This is a genomic window from Actinomadura coerulea (genome assembly GCF_014208105.1).
GTDB lineage: Bacteria > Actinomycetota > Actinomycetes > Streptosporangiales > Streptosporangiaceae > Spirillospora > Spirillospora coerulea.
Map to the genome: position 1 here is coordinate 5,025,651 of NZ_JACHMQ010000001.1, position 16,872 is coordinate 5,042,522.

Here is a 16,872-nt window from a genome sequence, read left to right on the forward strand (position 1 = left end):
GCCTCACGTGGCCCGCCCGCCGCTCCGGCGCAGCACGTACGGCTGGATGATGCCGAGGCCGCGGACGGGACGCTTGACGATCCGCGTGACCTCGTAGCCCGGCGCCTTCTCCAGGCACGCCGCCAGCTCGGCGTCGATCACCACCGCGCCCGGCCGGGCGAGCGAGGTGAGCCGGGCCGCGAGGTTCACGGTCGTGCCGAACACGTCGCCCATCAGCGGCAGGACGGGCCCGTGGGCGACGCCGACCCGCACGTCCGGGACCTCGGTCTCGTCCTGGATCGCCGCCGCCACCGTCAGCGCGATCTCCGCGCCGATCTCCGGCGTCTCCGCGCTGAACAGCACCTCGTCGCCGAGTGTCTTCACCAGCCGGCCGCCGCAGGAGGCGATGATGTCGGCGGCGGTCTCCTCGAACCACTCCACGACGCGGGCGAGCTCGATCTCCTCCAGCTCCCGGCTGACCTGGGTGAAGGACACCATGTCCGCGAACCCGACCGTGGTCATCGGGCGGCCCGCGGAGTCGCCGTTCTCCCGGCTCGCCGCGGCGGCCAGCGCCCGCGTCCCCGCGGCCGCGAGCTGCCGCCGCCAGGCGTGCAGGACCAGCGGCTCGAAGTCGCCGATGTGCTTCTCGGCGATGTCCACCACCGTGTCCACCGCCTGCGCGGACGGCGTCTCGGTCAGGTCCTGCGTCAGCATGCTGCGCAGCAGGTTGACCTGCCACTCGGCGAGCCTGGTCATGGTCTGGCCGAACGCCCTGACCAGCCGGATCACGCCGTCCTCGTCCAGGATCCCGTCGTCGACGAGCCCGCGGAGCCGGTCCAGCGCCTCCACGTCGCCCTCGGTGTAGGCGATCGTCTCGTCCGGCATCGACGGGTAGCCGAACGCCCGCCAGATCCGTCCGGCGAAGTCCCGCGACACGCCGGACAGCCGGACCGCCTCGACGCGGTTGTACCGCAGCTCGCCGCCCAGCAGGAGCTCTTCGATCTCCTTCGGATCCGGCAATCCGGCCGCCATCATCCGCCCCTCAGTCCGCGGCCGCCGTGGGCCGTGGCGGCGGCGTCGTGAATCGGTACCCGCACATATCGTCGCAGATCAGCATCAACGTCAGCGCGCGGATGCCGGATCGTCCCGTCCCGTTCACCGGACGTGCACCACATCGCCCGCACTGACCGCCGTGTCGCCGGCCGGTCCGGCCACCACGAGCCGGCCCGACCCGTCCACGTCCCGCGCCGTCCCGGCGACCCGCTCCCCGCCGGGCATCTCCACCCGCACCTCGCGGCCGAGGGTCGCGCACAGGTCCCGGTACGCGGTGCGCAGCCCGCTGGTCTCCGGATCACCGCCGAGCGCCGTCCACTCCTGGTACCAGGTGCCGAACTCGCGCAGGATCGCGCGCAGCAGCGGGGCCCGGTCGCTGTGCGGCGCGCCCTCGATCGCGAGGGACGTCGCCGTCGGCACCGGCAGCTCGTCCTCGCGCAGCCCCACGTTCAGCCCGACCCCGACCACGAGCCCGCCGTCCACCATCTCGGCGAGGATCCCGGCGAGCTTGCGGTCCCCGACGAGCACGTCGTTCGGCCATTTGAGGCGCACGTCCACCGCGGTGTCGCCGCCCTCACCGCCCTCGCCGCCGTCGCCGAGGAACCCCTCCCCCGCCTGCGACCAGGCGGTCATCCGGCGGAGGGCGGTGGCGACCGCGACGCCCGTCAGCAGCGACGCCCACGCGAGCCGCTCCACCGGCACGCGGGGACGCAGCAGCATCGAGAACATCAGCCCCGACCGCGGCGGCGCCGTCCAGGTGCGCCCGAGCCGCCCGCGGCCCGCCGTCTGAAGCTCGGTGACCAGCACGGTCCCCTCCGGCGCGCCCTCCCGCGCCCGTTCCGCGAGGTCGGCGTTGGTGGACCCGGTCTCCTCCACCACGCGGACGTCCCGCCACAGCCCGCCCTCCCGCACGAGCGCGCGCCGCAGCGCCGCCTCGTGCAGCGGCGGCCTGCCGAGATCCCCATAACGTGAGTCGCTCACACGACCAATCCAACCCCATCACGATTTCGATCTTGGGACCGGCGTCCGGCCGCGGCGCCCGCGCTCGTTAGGGTGCCCCCATGGATGGTGTGACGCTGCGGCGCGACGGGCACGTCGCGGAGATCGTGCTGGACCGGCCCGAGGCCCTCAACGCCCTGTCGACCGCGATGGCCCGGCGCCTCGCGGACGTGTGCGCCGAGGTGGCGGCGGACGCGTCGGTCCGCGCCGTGGTCCTCAGCGCCGCCGGGGAGAAGGCGTTCTGCGTGGGCGCCGACCTCAAGGAGCGGGGCGCGATGACCGACGAGGAGATCCTCGCGCAGCGCCCCGTCTTCCGCGCCGCGTTCGGCGGCGTCCTGAACCTCCCGCAGCCGGTGGTCGCGGCCGTGCACGGCTACGCCCTCGGCGGCGGCTGCGAGTTCGCGCTGTCCGCCGACATCGTCGTCGCTGACGAGTCGGCCGTGTTCGGCCTCCCCGAGGTGGGCGTCGGCCTCGTGCCCGGCGGCGGCGGAACCCAGCTCGCCCTGCGCCGCCTCGGCCCCGGCAAGGCCGCCGACCTGGTCTTCACCGGCCGCCGCCTCGGCATCGAGGAGGCCCTCGCCTACGGCCTCGCCGACCGCCGGGTCCCCGCGGGCACCGCCCGCGAGGAGGCCCTCGGCATCGCCGGGGTCATCGCCGGCAACTCCCCCACCGCCGTCCGCGCCGCCAAGCGCGCCATGCGCCAGGGCGCCGGCACCGCCCTCGAAGCCGCCCTCGACCTCGAAGAGAACGCCTGGCGCACCGTCGCCTTCTCCGCCGACCGCCGCGAGGGAATCGCCGCCTTCAACGAGAAGCGCAAGCCCAACTGGCCGTCCTAGCCCAGGGGGCGACCCCGTGGAGCCCCCCGTCACGGGCCGGGCCACCCGCGCCCCCGCTCAGGCACCTGTTCGGCCATGTGGACGATGCTGCGGCCGCCGAGGCGGTCGGCCGGGACGGCGGGCCCGATCACTTCAGCCCGTGTTCTGGAGGCCGGCGGCGACGCCGTTGACCGACAGCAGGAGCAGGTCCTCCAGGTGGGCGCGCTCCGCGTCGTCCGCCACGCCCGCGCGCAGCGCCTTCAGGGCTCGCAGTTGCAGGTGGGAAAGGGCGTCCACGTAGGGGTTGCGGAGCTCGACCGCGCGGGACAGGACCCTGCGGTTCTCCAGGAGGCGGTCGTGGCCGGTGACCGCCAGGACGAGGCGGCGGGTGCGGTCGTACTCGGTCAGGACGGTCTCGGAGAGCCCGGGGCGCTCGCCGAGGGCCAGGTAGCGCTCGGCGATCGCGCGGTCGGACTTGGCGAGGCTCATCTCGGCGTTGTCGAGGAGGGTGTTGAACAGCGGCCACGCCTCGTAGGCCTCGCGGAGCTCGGCGAGGTCGCGGCCGTCGCCCGAGACGGCGGCGAGGCCGCTGCCGAGGCCGTACCAGCCGGGGAGGTTGACGCGGGTCTGCGTCCAGGCGAACACCCAGGGGATGGCGCGCAGGTCCTCCAGGCCGCGGGCGGCCTTGCGGCGGGCCGGGCGGGAGCCGATGCGCAGCTCGGCGATCTCCTCCAGGGGGCTGACCCGGGCGAACCAGACGGCGAAGTCCTCGGTCTCGATGAGGGCCCGGAACGCGGCCCTGGCCGCCTCGCTGATCTTGTCGGCGAGGGGGCGGAAGCGGGCGGCCGCCTCGCGGGCGCGGTCCTGGACGGCGTCGGTCGAGGCGAGCAGGACCGCGCTGGTGACCTGCTCGACGTGCCGCTTGGCGATCTCGGCGTGGCCGTACCGGGCGAAGATGACCTCGCCCTGCTCGGTGACCTTGAAGCGGCCCCCGACCGAGCCCGGCGCCTGCGCCAGGATCGCCCGGTTGGCGGGCCCGCCGCCGCGGCCGAGGGAGCCGCCGCGGCCGTGGAACAGCGTGAGCCTGACGCCGCTCCGGGCCGCCCACGCGGCGAGGGCCTCCTGCGTGTCGTACAGCCGCAGGGTGGCGCTGGTCGGGCCGAGCTGCTTGGCCGAGTCGGAGTAGCCGAGCATGACCTCCAGGCGGCGGCCGGTGTCGTCCAGGCGGCGCCGGACGGCCGGGATCTCCAGCATCCCGTCGAGGACGGACGGCGCGCGCTCCAGGTCCTCGCCGGTCTCGAACAGCGGGATCACGTCCAGGACGGGGGCGCCGTCGCCGAGGGTCCCGGCGAGGGCGTGCACGTTGGCGATGTCCTCGGCGGAGCGGGTGAAGGAGACGATGTAGCGGTGGCAGGCGCGGACGCCGAACCGCTGCTGGATCCAGGCGATGACCCGGAGCGTCTCCAGGATCTCCTCGGTCATCTCCGAGCGCGGGCCACCGGAGCGGACCTCCGCGAGGGCCTTCTCGTGCAGCTCGGAGTGCTGGCGGACCTCCAGCTCGGCGAGGTGGAACCCGAACGTCTCCACCTGCCAGATGAGCTGCTGGACGCGCCCGTACGCCTGCCGCGGGGCGCCCGCGGCGGCGAGCGAGTCCTGGACGGCGCGCAGGTCGGCGAGCAGCTCCTCCGGCGAGGCGTAGGCGAGGTCGGCGTCGCGCTCGCGGGTCGCGGAGATGCGGGCGGCGGCGTGCAGGAGGAACTGGCGGTGCGGCTCGCCGGGCGACCGCTTGGCCGTCTCCCCGACCAGCCGCGGATGCGCGGTGCGGGCGGCGGCGAGGGCGTTCAGCAGGTCGCCGGACGCGGGGGTGGTCGACTCGTGGACGGTCAGCTCCCGGCCGATCCGGGCGCACGCCGCCTCCAGTGCGCGCAGGACGTGGTCCGCCTGGATCATGACGGCGTCCCGGGTGACCTGCGCGGTGACGTAGGGGTTGCCGTCGCGGTCGCCGCCGATCCAGCTGCCGAACCGCAGGTAGGGGCGGGCCTTCGGCGGCCGGGCACCGGCGCCCTCGCCGTCCAGGGCGCGGTCCAGGGAGCGGTACACGTGCGGGACGACCCGGAAGATCGTCTCGTCGAACGCGGCCATCGCGGTGCGGACCTCGTCCAGCGGGTCCATCTGCGAGACCCGGCGCAGCGCGGTCCGCCAGAGCAGGTCGATCTCCTCGCGGAGGCTGCGCTCGGTCTCCTCGCGCTCGCTCGCGCCGGGGTCGCCGTTCAGCCGGGCCAGCAGGTCGCTGATCCGCTGGATGGCGGTGACGACCGCGCGGCGGCGGGCCTCGGTGGGGTGCGCGGTGAACACCGGCCGGAACTCCAGGCCCTCGACGACCGCGTCGAGCCGTCCGTCGCCCGCGGCGCGGATCTCCTCGACCGCGGCGGCCACCGACCCGGCGACGGTGCCGCCGGTGTCGCGCTCCCGCAGCGTCCGGATGCGGTGGTGCTCCTCGGCCAGGTTCGTCAGGTGGAAGTACACGGTGAACGCGCGGGCCACCTGCCCGGCGCGCTCCAGCGACCAGCCGTCGACGAGGGCGGCGACGTCGTCCCCGCCCGCCTCGCCGCGGCGGGCCGCGATCACGGCGTGGCGGAGCCGCTCGACGTCGTCCAGAAGCCCCTGGCCGCCGTACTCGACGAGGGAGTCGCCGAGCATGGCGCCGAGCAGCCGCACGTCGCGGCGCAGCGGTTCGGGCATGTCCTGCCGGAGGATGTCTCGCGTCTTCGTAGCCACCCGACCAAGGGTAACGAGGGGCCGCGCGGCGCCTCCCCACCGGCCCGCGCCTCCCGCGGGCCGCGTCCGTCCCGGTCAGCGGGCCCCGGCCGCGAGGGCGGCATCAGCGGGCGGTTACCCTGGCGCGCATGGCGATGGAAGCCCCTGAACCCCCGGTGGACTACGACATCCACACCACGGCGGGAAAGATCGCGGACCTGGAGCGGCGCCGCTACGAGGCGGTGCACGCCGGCTCGGCGCGCGCCGTCGAGAAGCAGCACGCCAAGGGCAAGATGACGGCCCGGGAGCGGATCGACGCGCTCCTGGACCCCGGCTCGTTCGTCGAGTTCGACGAGATGGCGCGGCACCGCTCCACCAACTTCGGGATGGAGAAGAACCGCCCCTACGGCGACGGCGTCGTCACCGGCCACGGCACGGTGGACGGACGCCCCGTCGCGGTCTTCAGCCAGGACTTCACCGTCTCCGGCGGCTCCCTCGGCGAGGTCTTCGGCGAGAAGATCTGCAAGGTCATGGACCACGCGGTCACCAACGGCTGCCCGGTGATCGGCATCAACGACTCCGGCGGCGCGCGGATCCAGGAGGGCGTGGTCGCGCTCGGCCTGTACGCGGAGATCTTCAAGCGGAACGTGCACGCCTCCGGCGTCATCCCCCAGATCTCGCTGGTCATGGGGCCGTGCGCGGGCGGGGCCGTGTACTCCCCCGCGATCACCGACTTCATCGTCATGGTGGACCAGACGTCCCACATGTTCATCACCGGGCCGGACGTCATCAAGACGGTCACCGGCGAGGAGGTGACCATGGAGGAGCTCGGCGGCGCCCACTCGCACAACTCGCGCTCCGGGGTCGCCCACTACCAGGGGTCGGACGAGGACGACGCGATCGAGTACGTCAAGGCGCTGCTGTCGTACCTGCCGTCGAACAACCTGTCCGACGCGCCCGCCTTCGACGTGCCGGTCGACCCCTCCGAGGTGGACGAGGAGCTCGACGCCCTCATCCCCGACTCCCCGAACCAGCCGTACGACATGCACACCGCCATCGAGCACGTGCTGGACGACGGCGAGTTCCTGGAGGTCCAGGCGCTGTACGCGCCCAACATCATCGTCGGCTTCGGCCGGGTCGAGGGCCGCTCGGTCGGCATCGTCGCCAACCAGCCGATGCAGTTCGCCGGGACGCTCGACATCGACGCCTCCGAGAAGGCCGCCCGGTTCGTGCGGACCTGCGACGCCTTCAACATCCCGGTGCTGACGTTCGTGGACGTCCCCGGCTTCCTGCCCGGCACCGACCAGGAGTGGAACGGGATCATCCGGCGCGGCGCGAAGCTGCTGTACGCCTACGCCGAGGCCACCGTCCCGCTCGTCACGGTCATCACCCGCAAGGCCTACGGCGGCGCCTACGACGTCATGGGGTCCAAGCACCTCGGCGCCGACATCAACCTGGCGTGGCCGACCGCGCAGATCGCCGTGATGGGCGCGCAGGGCGCGGTCAACATCCTGTACCGGCGCGAGCTGGCCTCCGCGGACGACCCCGACGCCCGCCGCGCCGAACTGATCACCGAGTACGAGGACGCGCTCGCCAACCCCTACATCGCGGCGGAGCGCGGCTACGTCGACAACGTGATCAAGCCGTCCGAGACGCGCGGGCAGGTGGTGCGGGCGCTGCGGGCGCTGCGGGAGAAGCGCAAGACGCTGCCGCCCAAGAAGCATGGGAACATCCCGCTCTAGCGGGGACACGCCCGGAATGTGGGAGATCTTGTGACCGCCGACAGCAAGCCGTTCCTCCGGGTCGTCCGCGGCGACCCGGGTCCGGAGGAGGTCGCGGCGCTCGTCGCCGTGCTGACCGCCCGCGCCCGGGCGGCCGCCGCGTCCCGCGACGGCGCGGCCCCGCCCGCTCCGTCGCGCTGGGCCGACCGCACCCGGCTCGTCCGCGCCGCTCTCGCGGGCGGGCCGCGGCCGCGGGGGCCGGGCGCGTGGAGGGCGAGCGGCCTGCCGCGCTGACGCCGACGCGGGCCTCGCCGGGCCGCCCCGCGACATGTCAGCGTGGTTCGCACCCGGCGGGGCGCTCCGCACGAATAAGGTGGAAGGCCATGGCCACCTCGGAGTACGTCCCACAGCCCGCGCGATATGCGATCTTCGTCGACGCGGGGTACCTCTACGCGGCCTCCGGGGCCCTGCTGCTCGGTTGCGGTTCCCGGCGCGAGTACCGCGTCGCCGCGGAGAAGCTGATCAAGGCGCTCACCGACCACGCCGACGAGCAGCGGCGCGGCGAGCTCCTGCGGGTGTACTGGTTCGACGCGGCCCCGAAGCGCCAGCCGACCGTCGACCAGCGGGTGATCGCCAACCTGCCGCTGGTGAAGCTGCGGCTCGGCAACCTGAACGCCCAGGGGCAGCAGAAGGGCGTGGACGCCCAACTGCGCGCCGACCTGGAGGCCCTGGCCCGGCACCGCGCGATCACCGACGCGGTCCTGCTGGCCGGCGACGAGGACATGCTGCCCGCCGTGGAGGCCGCGCAGCGCTACGGCGTCCGCGTGCACCTGTGGGGCGTGGAGCCGACGCACGGCTCCAACCAGGCCGAGTGGCTGGTGTGGGAGTCCGACACGGTCGAGGTGCTGCCCGCCGAGTTCCTGCGCCCGTACTTCACCAAGGCCAAGGTGCTGCCGGTGCCCGCGCCCGGCTCCGCCGCCGCGGTCCGCGACGCCGCGGCCGCCGCCCAGCGCACCAACCCCGTCCCGTCGCCGTCGCAGGTGTTCGCGGGGCGTCCCCCGGCGGTCAAGCCGGCGCCCGCGGCGGCCCGCGCGGCCGTCCCGGTGCCGGGCGCCGTCACGCCCGCCACGGTGGCCGCGTCGCTGAACTCCGCCACGGCCGCTCCGGCCGACGGCAAGCTCGGCCCCGACCGCGACCACATGCTGGAGATCGGCGAGCACGTCGCCCAGAAGTGGATCTTCGAGCGCGGCCGGGACAACATCCGCGACCTGCTGCCCGGCCCGATCCTGCCGCCCGTCATCGACAAGGAACTGCTGATCGAGGCGGAGAAGGAGCTCGGCGGCTCGCTGCGCCCCTACCAGGAGGCCCGCACCTGGCTGCGGGACGGCTTCTGGGAGCGCGTCTACCGCGAGTTCGGCATAGGCATCGGCAAGTCCGACTAGCCGATACCGCGATACCGTCGCCGCAGTGAACACGTTTGGCAATTAACCGGATGCGCAACGTCGTCCCTAGGTAAGGTCCCCGCCGTGATTGGGGGAGACCGCGCATGCAACCTCACAAGGGACGATCACGGGCCGCCGCGCTGCCGCTCGCCGCGGCCCTCGCACTGACCGGCCTCGCCGGATGCGAGTCGCCCGTCCCGTTCTACCGGCCCGGGGAGGGCTCCCCGGACGACCCGGTCGTCGGGCTCGGCGGACCGGCGCCCTACCTGCCCGCGCACCCGGGCGGCGCCCCGCGCGCGTCCGAGTCCGGGCCGCCCGCAGGGGTGCCCGTCGCACCCGCGGGCGGGCGCGTCTACGCCGCCACCGGCGCCGGGATGCTCGCACCGGCCGCGCGCGGGCTGCCGCCGCGCCTCTACGTTCCGAACGGCCCCTACGTCGACGTCCTCGACCCCGCCGGGCTCAGGCTCGTCGGCCGGTTCCACACCGGGGCGGCGGCCTCGCGGGTGGCGCCGTCGTGGGATCTGCGGCGGCTGTGGGCCACCGACCGCGCGAACGGCCTGCTCATCCCGCTCGGGCCGCGCAGCGGAAGGCAGGGCAGCCCGGCCCGGGTCACCGCGCCGACCGGGCTCTACTTCACCCCCGACGGCCGCGACGCGCTGGTCCTGGCGCGCCGTCCGGACCGGATCGACGTGCGCGACCCGCACACGATGGCGCCGCGGGGGTCGGCGCCCCTGCCGTGCGCGGCCGGCCACGCCGACTTCACCCCCGACGGCGCGTCCCTGGTGGCCACGTGCGCCGCCGCCGGCCTGCTCACCCGCGTCGACCTGGCGAGCCGCGCCGTCTCCGGCACGCTCCGGCTGCCCGCCGGAGCGCGGCCCGGCGACCTGCGGCTCTCCCCCGACGGGTCCGCCTTCTACGTCGCCGACCCCCGTCAGGGCGGGGTGTGGCTGGTGGACGCCCGGCGGTTCGCCATGCTGGGGTTCGTCCGGACGGGGGCCGGTGCCGGCGGCCTGGCGATCAGCAGGGACGCGCGCCGGCTCTTCGTCGTCGGCGGCGGCGCCGTCACCGCCGTCGAGTTCGGATCGCGACGGGTCGCGGCGCGCTGGCCGCTGCCCGAAGGCGGCTCACCCTCGCCGGGCGGGGTGTCCCCGGACGGGACTGCGCTGTGGCTCGCCGACCCCGCCGGCCTCGTCTACGCCGTCTCGACCCGCAACGGACGGGTACTCCAGTCCGTCCGGGTGTACGGACACCCAGGGGCCCTATCAATACACCCCCAACCAGGCCGCTACTCACTAGGCGGCACCGGCCTGTACCGCTAAGGCGTCGACTTGCGGCGTGTTGCCCTTCTGAGAGCGCCGATAAGGGCAACACGCCGCAAGTCAACGGGGGGAAGCGACTTGGTGCCAGTCCGGTAGCAGGTCCTCTACCAGGGCTTCCGTTTCTGGTTGCAGGCCGTCGAACAGGGGGTCTCGGACTACGCGGCCGCGCAGCTCGTCCACGGCCACCTGGACCTGCGCGACGTCGCCGGTCGCGTGGGTGGCGCGGAGCAGGTCGCGCCACAGGCCCTCGTCCTCGGGGGCGAGCCGCAGCCCGGCGCGGGCCGCGCTCACCGCGCCGCGCGGGTCGCCCTCCTCCAGCCGCAGCACGACGAGGCGGTGCGCGACGTCGATGACCCGCGCGGGCGCCTCGAACTCCAGGTCGTGGTCGGCGAGCCAGGCGTACCGGCCGCGCGGGCGGTCGGCGAGGAGCGGGCCGCGGACCAGGTCCAGCGCGTACGCCATGTAGGCGGTCTCGGACGCGGGCTCGGCCGCCGACCGCCACACCAGCCAGCGGAACACGTTCAGGTCGACGCGCACCTCGGAGCCGAGCCGGATCCGGCCCCGGTCGTCGTAGTACAGGTTGGGTCGGCCGCGGGCGTCGCGGCCGAGCCAGTCCGACACGCGGGCCACGCACGCGTCGCGGACCCCGGCGCTGACGCCGCGCGGCCAGACCGCGCCGGACAGCACCGTCGGGTGGACGCCCTCCGGGTGCGCCGCGAGGTACACCAGCAGTTCCGTGCACAGCTCGCGGCGGGACTCGTCCATCGGCCCCGGCGCGTCGACCTCGATGGGGCCGAGCAGCCGGACCTCCACCGACGACTCCTGCGCGGTCGGCGGCTCCTCGCCGCCGGCGAGGCCGGGCAGCTCCACCGGCTCCAGCCGGGCGGCCGTGCGGAACAGCTCGAAGACGCCCCGGTAGTCGTCGTCGCCGACGAGCTGCGCCTCGACGTCGAAGCCGAGCACGCCGGCCGTCAGGCGCCCGGCGGCGTCGACGTCCCACGTCCAGGTGGCGCCCTGCACGTCGCCGGGCACGAGGTAGCCGGCGGCCATCCGGGTGCCGGTGCGGGCCAGCGCGACGAGCCGGTCGGCCTCCCGCTCCGGGGGCTGGTCGGCCATGATCAGGTAGTGCGGCATCCACGCCTCGCCGAACACGCCCCGGCAGCGCCCGGTGAGCACCGAGTCGACGCCGGACGCGGCCAGCGCCTGCCGCACCTCCTCGCTGCGCCCCTCCAGCTCGGGCAGCGCCTCCTCCAGCGTCGGGACGGACCGCACCCGGTCCGGGGCGATCTCCGCCAGGCCCTCGCCGAGCTCGGCGTCGAACCCGACGAGCGTGATCCGCATGTGGTCGGACCAGCGGTTGGTGGCCAGCTCCAGCGCGACCGCCGACAGCACGGCGCGGCGGGTCTCCTCGGGCCCGCGCAGCGCGATCAGCCCGTGCGCGGCCTCCAGGTCGACGAGGATGCGGCCGTTGTCGTTCGTGCCGATCGAGACCAGGCCGGGGTAGGGGGCGAGGACGTCGGCGAGGTCGGAGGCCTCCAGGCCCGGCAGGGCGTCGGCGCCGAGCCGCCACACCTGCCCGTCGTCGAACGCCTGCCAGGGCGCGGGCGGGTTCCGGTCGGCGGGCGCGATCCACAGGTCGAGGCTGCCGCGCCCGAGGTGCACGCCGTAGATGGTCGGCAGGGCGCGCCCGCCCGCCGCCATCGACTTGGACATGTGCCGGAGCCCCAGGTCGAGCAGCCGCGCCGCGTCGTCGTCGGCGCCGATCCGCAGCGCCCGCTCCGCCTCGACGGCCGCGCCCTCCGGCCGGACGATCATGTGCCCGAACGCGCGGTGCCACATCTGGGTGCGGCGCCGCCGGCCGAGCGCGCCGAGCACCCCGGCGGCGAGCAGCGACGCCGCCGCGAGGCCGTGCGGCCAGCTCACGTCGAACCTGTCGCCGGTCTCGCCCGAGGGCCTGTCCGCCCCGCCGCCGTCGTGCGCGGGCGCCTGCGCGGTCTCCGTCCGCTCCGGCCCCGGCTTCTCCGGCGCCGGCTTCTCCGACGCGGGCGCCTTCGGCTCGGTGTGCTGCGGCGCGGGGGTCGGCGAGGCCGTCGGCCGCGGGACGGCCGGCGGGGCCTGGGACGCGGGCGGCTGCGTCGGCGGCGCCTCGTGCGTGGGCGCCTCGTGCGTGGGCGGCTCGTGCGTGGGCGGCTGGTGCGTGGGCGGCTGGTGCGTGGGCGGCGCCTGGTGGGTCGGCGGTGCCTGGTGCGTGGGAGGCGTCTGCTGCTGCGCCGGCGGGGTGGGCTTCGGCGCCGCGGGCGGGGCCGGGTTCGGCCTGGCGGGCGCGTCGGGGACGGCGTGCCCGTGCTTGAAGTAGTCGTGGAGGTCCTTGGTGGGGATGACCTGCGCGTGCTTGGCGTCCGCGGGCATCTCCAGGATCCAGCCGGGACGGATCAGGCTCGCGATCGTCAGCCTCGTCCCGTCCGGCTGGACGTGGCCCTTGTTGAGCGAGTAGATCTCGTTGTAGCGGCGGCCCTCGCCGAGGCACTTCTCGGCGATCTCCCACAGGGACTCGTGGTGCCGGCCCTCGGGCGGATGCACCCGGTAGATCTTGGTGGTGGCGGCCTTCTCCGCCGGGTTCGCGGCGAGGTTCTCGGCGGCCGGGGCGGCGGCCGGCCGCTCCGGCGCCTCGGGGATCCGGTGGAACTCCGCCGCCTGCGGCTGCATCTGCACGGCGGGCGGACGCTGGGCCAGCCCGCCGGAGAGCGCCGGCATGATCGCGGTGGTGGCGGTGAACAGCAGCAGCACGGCCACCACGAGCCGGTGCACGAGCGACTGCGTCCCGCCCGCGAGCGGCACCCGCGCGGGGACGCCGACGCCGCGGATCCCCGCGTACACCTCGACGACCACGCACGCCGCGAGCTGGATCCAGGCGAGCCACACCAGCACCACGAGGATGGCGATGAGCGAGCCCGGCCCCACCCTGTGCGTGAGGTCGGACGCGGACGGCACGTGGTCCGGGAGCGGCGAACCGAAGATCGTCAGCAGCGCGAACGGGACGCCGGCCATCAGCGCGGCGAGCAGGACGAGCGCCCCGATCCCGGCCAGTACGTCGCCCGCGCTGCGCTGCCTCCGCACCCGGACGGGTGTCCTGCGCCCCTGCCGCGTCACCATCGCGCCCCTGCCGTTCTCCGGTCCCTGGACGTCGTCCTCATGGTAGATCTGTTCTCGCCGATGCTCACGGGTTGGTTCCTCCCGGTCCGCCCGTGACGGGGCGGGCGGTCGCGCTGGAGGTCATCTGGAACTCGCCGAAGCCCGGAATGATCCCGAGCAGCTGGGGCCGCACGCTGATCCGCACGCTGACGGCGACCTCCTGCTCGTCGGCGTCGCACTGCGACCCGGTCACCTGGTCGCTGTAGGAGGCCAGCAGGTCGCACGCCGCCGCGCGGGCCCTGCCGGGGTCGAGGACGGGCCTTCCGGTCCGCCGCAGGGCGTCGGTGTCGATCTGGTTCGCCCCGGCGCGGGCGGCCTGCTCGGCCATGTCCGCGGCGCGCTGCCGGGCGTGGATGGCGAGGCCGCCGTCCACGAGCAGCCCGGCCAGCAGGATGACGACCGGGGTGAACAGCACCGTGTACATCGCGATCGTGCCGCGGTCGCGGCCGTCGCCCGCGGACCGTGCTCCCGGTGCGGGCCGTGTTCCCTTGCCCGCCCTCGTTCCCTCGCCCGCCCTCGTCATGGCGCGCCCTCCTGCGGCTCGCCGTCCTGAGGCTCGCCGTCCTGAGGCTCGCCGTCCTGCGGCTCGCCGTCCGTCCCGCGGAAGGTGTAGGTGTCCACGGGCGCGATCGCGTGCCCCTGGAGCCGCTTGCTGCCGGGCAGCCCGATGAACGCCAGGTCGCCGAGGTCGACGTCGCAGGTGATGGTCACGCCGACGCTGCCGCCCGGCTCCCAGCGGGACACGTCGGTCTGCACGGAGGGGCCGCCCGAGCACCAGGAGGTGCCGCGCAGCCCGGCGGACGCCGTGTCGGCGGCTAGGCTCTGCGCGGCACCGGCGCTGCGGGCGATGGACGCGGCGCGGGCGGCGTCGCGGGCCGCGCCGTCCACCTGGCTCTTGGCGTCCACCATCCGGCCGGCGCCCGCGAGGAACAGCAGGAACGCGACGAAGATGGGCGTGACGAGGACCATCTCCAGCGACATGGAACCGCCGTCGGCGGCGGGACGCGGCACGCGGGCCCCCATCAGCCGGCCCCCCGCTGGCACGCCGTCCCGGACCCGGCGTCGGGACGGAAGCACTCGATCGGGCCCTGCGAGCGCTGCGACACGTGGAACCTCATGAACGGCACGACCTGGACGGCGTCGCCGCTGACCTCGACCCAGCGCTCGTCGTTCTCCTCGCCCGCCCTGACCTGGAGCCCGTCGAGCAGGTTCGGCCCGATCTCGCGCACGCTGCCGGACGCCTTCGCGGTCGCCTCGCCCTCCCAGCCGCCGCCGACCGGGGAGGTGCGCGCGACGCGGGCGCCCGACTGCGCCGCCGCGAGGGCGACGTGCCGGGCGTGGAAGACCATGGCGAACTGCACCGCGGCGAGCATCATCATGATGAGGACCGGGGTGAGCAGCGCCCACTCCATCGACGAGGCGCCCGCGTCGGCGGAGGCTCCGGGTTCCCTGGGCCGCACGGCGCTCAGCCCGTGTTGATGCTGTTGGCCTTGTCCTGGATCTTCTTCTGGATCACCGCCCCGATCGTGATCGCGATCAGCGCGAGGATCGCGGTGATGATCGCCCATTCGATCGCGGACGCGCCGCGGCACCGCTCCTCCTCGTCTCGCAACCGCGCCAGGCGGGTGCCGAGCAGGGCGCGCAAGTAGACGACGGCCGGGTCGTTCAGGGGATTGAGCGGACTCATCGTGACATCTCCAGGGGGCGTTGCCGGGGAACGGGTCGGGGACGGTTCGGGGTCATGAGGCCAGCACCCGCATCAGCGCCGGATAGGCGAGGAAGATCAGGAAGCCGGCGCACAGGAACAGCTGCGCGATGAGCATCGACTGGGAGCGCTCGCCCGCCTTGCCCTCCAGCTCCGACAGCTCGCGGCTGCGCATCGTCGCGGCGCGGGCGGCGAGGGACTTGCGGACCTGGGCGCCGTCGTCGGACACCAGCGCGAGCGCGCCCGCGAGGTCGCGCAGCTCGGCGATGTCGACCTCCTCGCCGAGCCCGCCGAGCGCCTGCCAGGGGGTCTGGCCGGTGATGCGGGCGTTGGACAGGGCGTCGCGGATGCGGTGCATGGCCCAGCCCTCGCCCACGTTCGAGGCGGTCATCAGCGCCTCGGGGACGCCGCGGCCGCCCGCGAGGTTCATCGAGACCAGGTCGAGGAAGGCGCCGACGACGTGCCGGAAGTCCTGCCGGCGCGACTGCGCCTCCTGCCGGAGCTGCATGTCGGGGAAGAAGAAGAACAGGCCGGCGAACAGCACGCAGATCCACACCGGGACGGCGACCGACGAGCCGAGCCCGAGCAGCGTGAAGTAGGCGACGATCAGCGGGATGAACAGCAGCGCGGCGGCGGGCAGCAGGAACTTGGTGGCCAGGAACGCCTCCAGCGACCGCTCGGTGATCGCCAGGTCGGCGCGGACCGACCGCAGCCGCCAGCCGCGCGCCTCGCAGAAGTGCGCCAGCTCCCGTCCGATCTTCGCCCGCGTCCCGCCGACCCGCTCCAGCCCCGGCGAGGCCGTCCCGGCCCGCTGCTGCTCCAGGTCGCGGCGGCGGGCGGCGTCGAGCGCCGCCATCCGCGCGGCGAGACCCGGACGCGAGGGGAACAGCGCCCGGAAGAGCACGTACACGCCGAAGCCGACGACGGCTCCGGCGATCATCGCGGCGTTCACGGGGCGCCACCGCCCTCGGCCGTCCGGCCCTGCCAGCCCGCGACGGTGCTCGGCACCTCGCCGGGCACGCCCGGCTGGGCGGCCCCGCGCGGCTCGCTGAGGAAGCGTCCGGGCATCTCGTACCGCGACAGGCGGCGCAGCCACAGGAACGCGGCGCCGTACAGGGCGACGACGATGCACAGGACGAGCTGCCCGAGCACGTCGTCGTACGGCTCGACGTAGGAGTGGTTGAACACGGCGAGCGCCAGGGCCGTCCCGACGGAGACGGCGACGACGATCCGGACGCTGCGCCGGGTCGCGCGGCGGTCGGCCTCCACGCGGCGGCGCATGTCCAGCTCGGCGCGGGCCGAGTCGGCGAGGGCGCCCAGCATGTCGCGCAGGCCGGGGCCGCGCAGCTTGGCGTTCAGGATGAGGGCGGCGATGACCAGGTCGGCGGACGGGTCGTCCAGGTCGTCGGCGAAGCGGCGCAGCGCCTCCGGCATCGGGACGCGGGTGTGCAGCCGGTCGACGAGGTTGCGCAGCGGCTGCTGGAGGGCGGGCGCGGCGGCGCGCTGGGAGGCGGGGATGGCCTGCTCCAGCCCGACGGCGCCGGCGATGGTGTCGCGGAGCGACTCCGTCCACGCGGCGAGGGCCTCCAGCCGCGCCATGCCCTTGCGCTCCTCGGCGGCGCCGCCCGCCAGGCCGTTCCAGGCGAGGACGAGCGCGGCGGTGCCGCCGGCGGCGATCGGCCAGCGCGTCACGATCAGCACGACGGTGCCGATGATGACGGCGAGGGCGGTGCGGGTGGTGAGGGTGCGGACCAGGTCCTCCCGGCTGCGGCCGCGGGCGGGCCCGCGGCGCGGCGGCAGCCCGCGCATCGCGACGACCAGCAGGAGGAGGCCGCCGCCGACCGCGGCGCCGGTGACGACGGCGAGCATCACGTCCGGCGCGAACATCAG

15 protein-coding genes are annotated in these 16,872 nt (G+C 74.9%); 5 read left to right on the forward strand and 10 right to left on the reverse strand.

The genetic code is table 11. The features are described 5' to 3' along the window. Positions 1 to 3: 3 nt before the first annotated feature. Together BKA00_RS23005 and BKA00_RS23010 are read right to left on the reverse strand one after the other, a co-directional pair. Positions 4 to 1,011 (reverse strand): adenylate/guanylate cyclase domain-containing protein, encoded by a 1,008-nt coding sequence (locus BKA00_RS23005; RefSeq protein ID WP_185028170.1) that lies wholly within the window; start codon positions 1,009 to 1,011, stop codon positions 4 to 6. A gap of 123 nt (positions 1,012 to 1,134) precedes the next feature. Beyond that, positions 1,135 to 2,013: a biotin--[acetyl-CoA-carboxylase] ligase gene (locus BKA00_RS23010; protein WP_185028172.1), complete on the reverse strand. Its 879-nt coding sequence runs from the start codon at positions 2,011 to 2,013 to the stop codon at positions 1,135 to 1,137. Positions 2,014 to 2,093: 80 nt separating this feature from the next. On the opposite strand from BKA00_RS23010, the gene BKA00_RS23015 reads away from it, so the two are divergent. After that, a complete protein-coding gene (locus tag BKA00_RS23015) occupies positions 2,094 to 2,867 on the forward strand; it encodes an enoyl-CoA hydratase/isomerase family protein (RefSeq protein WP_185028174.1) in 774 nt (257 codons plus the stop codon). 132 nt (positions 2,868 to 2,999) lie between these two features. Here the strand turns inward: BKA00_RS23015 and BKA00_RS23020 are convergent, their stop codons facing one another. Then, the gene (locus tag BKA00_RS23020) at positions 3,000 to 5,588 is read right to left on the reverse strand and encodes a phosphoenolpyruvate carboxylase (protein WP_185034656.1); all 2,589 of its coding nucleotides are present in this window, start codon (positions 5,586 to 5,588) and stop codon (positions 3,000 to 3,002) included. Between the two features lie 164 nt (positions 5,589 to 5,752). On the opposite strand from BKA00_RS23020, the gene BKA00_RS23025 reads away from it, so the two are divergent. The 4 genes from BKA00_RS23025 to BKA00_RS23040 all read left to right on the forward strand — a co-directional run bounded on the left by BKA00_RS23025 (position 5,753) and on the right by BKA00_RS23040 (position 10,085). Beyond that, on the forward strand, positions 5,753 to 7,345 hold the full coding sequence (locus BKA00_RS23025; protein ID WP_185028176.1) for an acyl-CoA carboxylase subunit beta: 1,593 nt from the start codon (positions 5,753 to 5,755) through the stop codon (positions 7,343 to 7,345). Positions 7,346 to 7,375: 30 nt separating this feature from the next. Next, positions 7,376 to 7,618 (forward strand): acyl-CoA carboxylase subunit epsilon, encoded by a 243-nt coding sequence (locus tag BKA00_RS23030; protein ID WP_185028178.1) that lies wholly within the window; start codon positions 7,376 to 7,378, stop codon positions 7,616 to 7,618. Between the two features lie 89 nt (positions 7,619 to 7,707). Further along, on the forward strand, positions 7,708 to 8,766 hold the full coding sequence (locus BKA00_RS23035) for an NYN domain-containing protein (protein ID WP_185028180.1): 1,059 nt from the start codon (positions 7,708 to 7,710) through the stop codon (positions 8,764 to 8,766). A gap of 104 nt (positions 8,767 to 8,870) precedes the next feature. Beyond that, positions 8,871 to 10,085: a YncE family protein gene (locus BKA00_RS23040; protein WP_185028182.1), complete on the forward strand. Its 1,215-nt coding sequence runs from the start codon at positions 8,871 to 8,873 to the stop codon at positions 10,083 to 10,085. A 60-nt stretch (positions 10,086 to 10,145) separates the two neighbouring features. On the opposite strand, the gene BKA00_RS23045 is transcribed toward BKA00_RS23040, so the two are convergent. The 7 genes from BKA00_RS23045 to BKA00_RS23075 all read right to left on the reverse strand — a co-directional run bounded on the left by BKA00_RS23045 (position 10,146) and on the right by BKA00_RS23075 (position 16,869). Continuing rightward, positions 10,146 to 13,238, reverse strand: a complete 3,093-nt coding sequence (locus BKA00_RS23045) for a BTAD domain-containing putative transcriptional regulator (RefSeq protein ID WP_185028184.1) — start codon at positions 13,236 to 13,238, stop codon at positions 10,146 to 10,148. A 64-nt stretch (positions 13,239 to 13,302) separates the two neighbouring features. Beyond that, positions 13,303 to 13,800 carry a TadE/TadG family type IV pilus assembly protein gene (locus BKA00_RS23050; protein ID WP_230298900.1) on the reverse strand — a complete coding sequence of 166 codons (498 nt, stop codon included), beginning with the start codon at positions 13,798 to 13,800 and terminating at the stop codon, positions 13,303 to 13,305. Next, the gene (locus tag BKA00_RS23055) at positions 13,797 to 14,288 is read right to left on the reverse strand and encodes a TadE family protein (protein ID WP_338072151.1); all 492 of its coding nucleotides are present in this window, start codon (positions 14,286 to 14,288) and stop codon (positions 13,797 to 13,799) included. The genes BKA00_RS23050 and BKA00_RS23055 overlap by 4 nt, the downstream gene beginning before the upstream one ends. Positions 14,289 to 14,299: 11 nt before the next feature. Further along, positions 14,300 to 14,737 carry a TadE/TadG family type IV pilus assembly protein gene (locus BKA00_RS23060; RefSeq protein WP_230298902.1) on the reverse strand — a complete coding sequence of 146 codons (438 nt, stop codon included), beginning with the start codon at positions 14,735 to 14,737 and terminating at the stop codon, positions 14,300 to 14,302. A 5-nt stretch (positions 14,738 to 14,742) separates the two neighbouring features. After that, complete coding sequence (locus BKA00_RS23065; RefSeq protein WP_089314798.1) at positions 14,743 to 14,964, reverse strand: Flp family type IVb pilin; 222 nt, start codon at positions 14,962 to 14,964, stop codon at positions 14,743 to 14,745. 52 nt (positions 14,965 to 15,016) lie between these two features. After that, positions 15,017 to 15,934 carry a type II secretion system F family protein gene (locus tag BKA00_RS23070; RefSeq protein WP_185028188.1) on the reverse strand — a complete coding sequence of 306 codons (918 nt, stop codon included), beginning with the start codon at positions 15,932 to 15,934 and terminating at the stop codon, positions 15,017 to 15,019. Continuing rightward, the gene (locus tag BKA00_RS23075) at positions 15,931 to 16,869 is read right to left on the reverse strand and encodes a type II secretion system F family protein (protein WP_185028190.1); all 939 of its coding nucleotides are present in this window, start codon (positions 16,867 to 16,869) and stop codon (positions 15,931 to 15,933) included. The genes BKA00_RS23070 and BKA00_RS23075 overlap by 4 nt, the downstream gene beginning before the upstream one ends. Positions 16,870 to 16,872: the final 3 nt, after the last annotated feature.

Bases quoted from the DNA above. Each gene is read 5' to 3' on its own strand.
- BKA00_RS23045 (WP_185028184.1), bottom strand. From the start codon at position 13,238: ATGGTGACGCGGCAGGGGCGCAGGACACCCGTCCGGGTGCGGAGGCAG.
- BKA00_RS23035 (WP_185028180.1), top strand. From the start codon at position 7,708: ATGGCCACCTCGGAGTACGTCCCACAGCCCGCGCGATATGCGATCTTC.
- BKA00_RS23065 (WP_089314798.1), bottom strand. From the start codon at position 14,964: ATGAGTCCGCTCAATCCCCTGAACGACCCGGCCGTCGTCTACTTGCGC.
- BKA00_RS23050 (WP_230298900.1), bottom strand. From the start codon at position 13,800: ATGACGAGGGCGGGCGAGGGAACGAGGGCGGGCAAGGGAACACGGCCC.
- BKA00_RS23040 (WP_185028182.1), top strand. From the start codon at position 8,871: ATGCAACCTCACAAGGGACGATCACGGGCCGCCGCGCTGCCGCTCGCC.
- BKA00_RS23005 (WP_185028170.1), bottom strand. From the start codon at position 1,011: ATGGCGGCCGGATTGCCGGATCCGAAGGAGATCGAAGAGCTCCTGCTG.
- BKA00_RS23025 (WP_185028176.1), top strand. From the start codon at position 5,753: ATGGCGATGGAAGCCCCTGAACCCCCGGTGGACTACGACATCCACACC.
- BKA00_RS23075 (WP_185028190.1), bottom strand. From the start codon at position 16,869: ATGTTCGCGCCGGACGTGATGCTCGCCGTCGTCACCGGCGCCGCGGTC.
- BKA00_RS23015 (WP_185028174.1), top strand. From the start codon at position 2,094: ATGGATGGTGTGACGCTGCGGCGCGACGGGCACGTCGCGGAGATCGTG.
- BKA00_RS23020 (WP_185034656.1), bottom strand. From the start codon at position 5,588: ATGCCCGAACCGCTGCGCCGCGACGTGCGGCTGCTCGGCGCCATGCTC.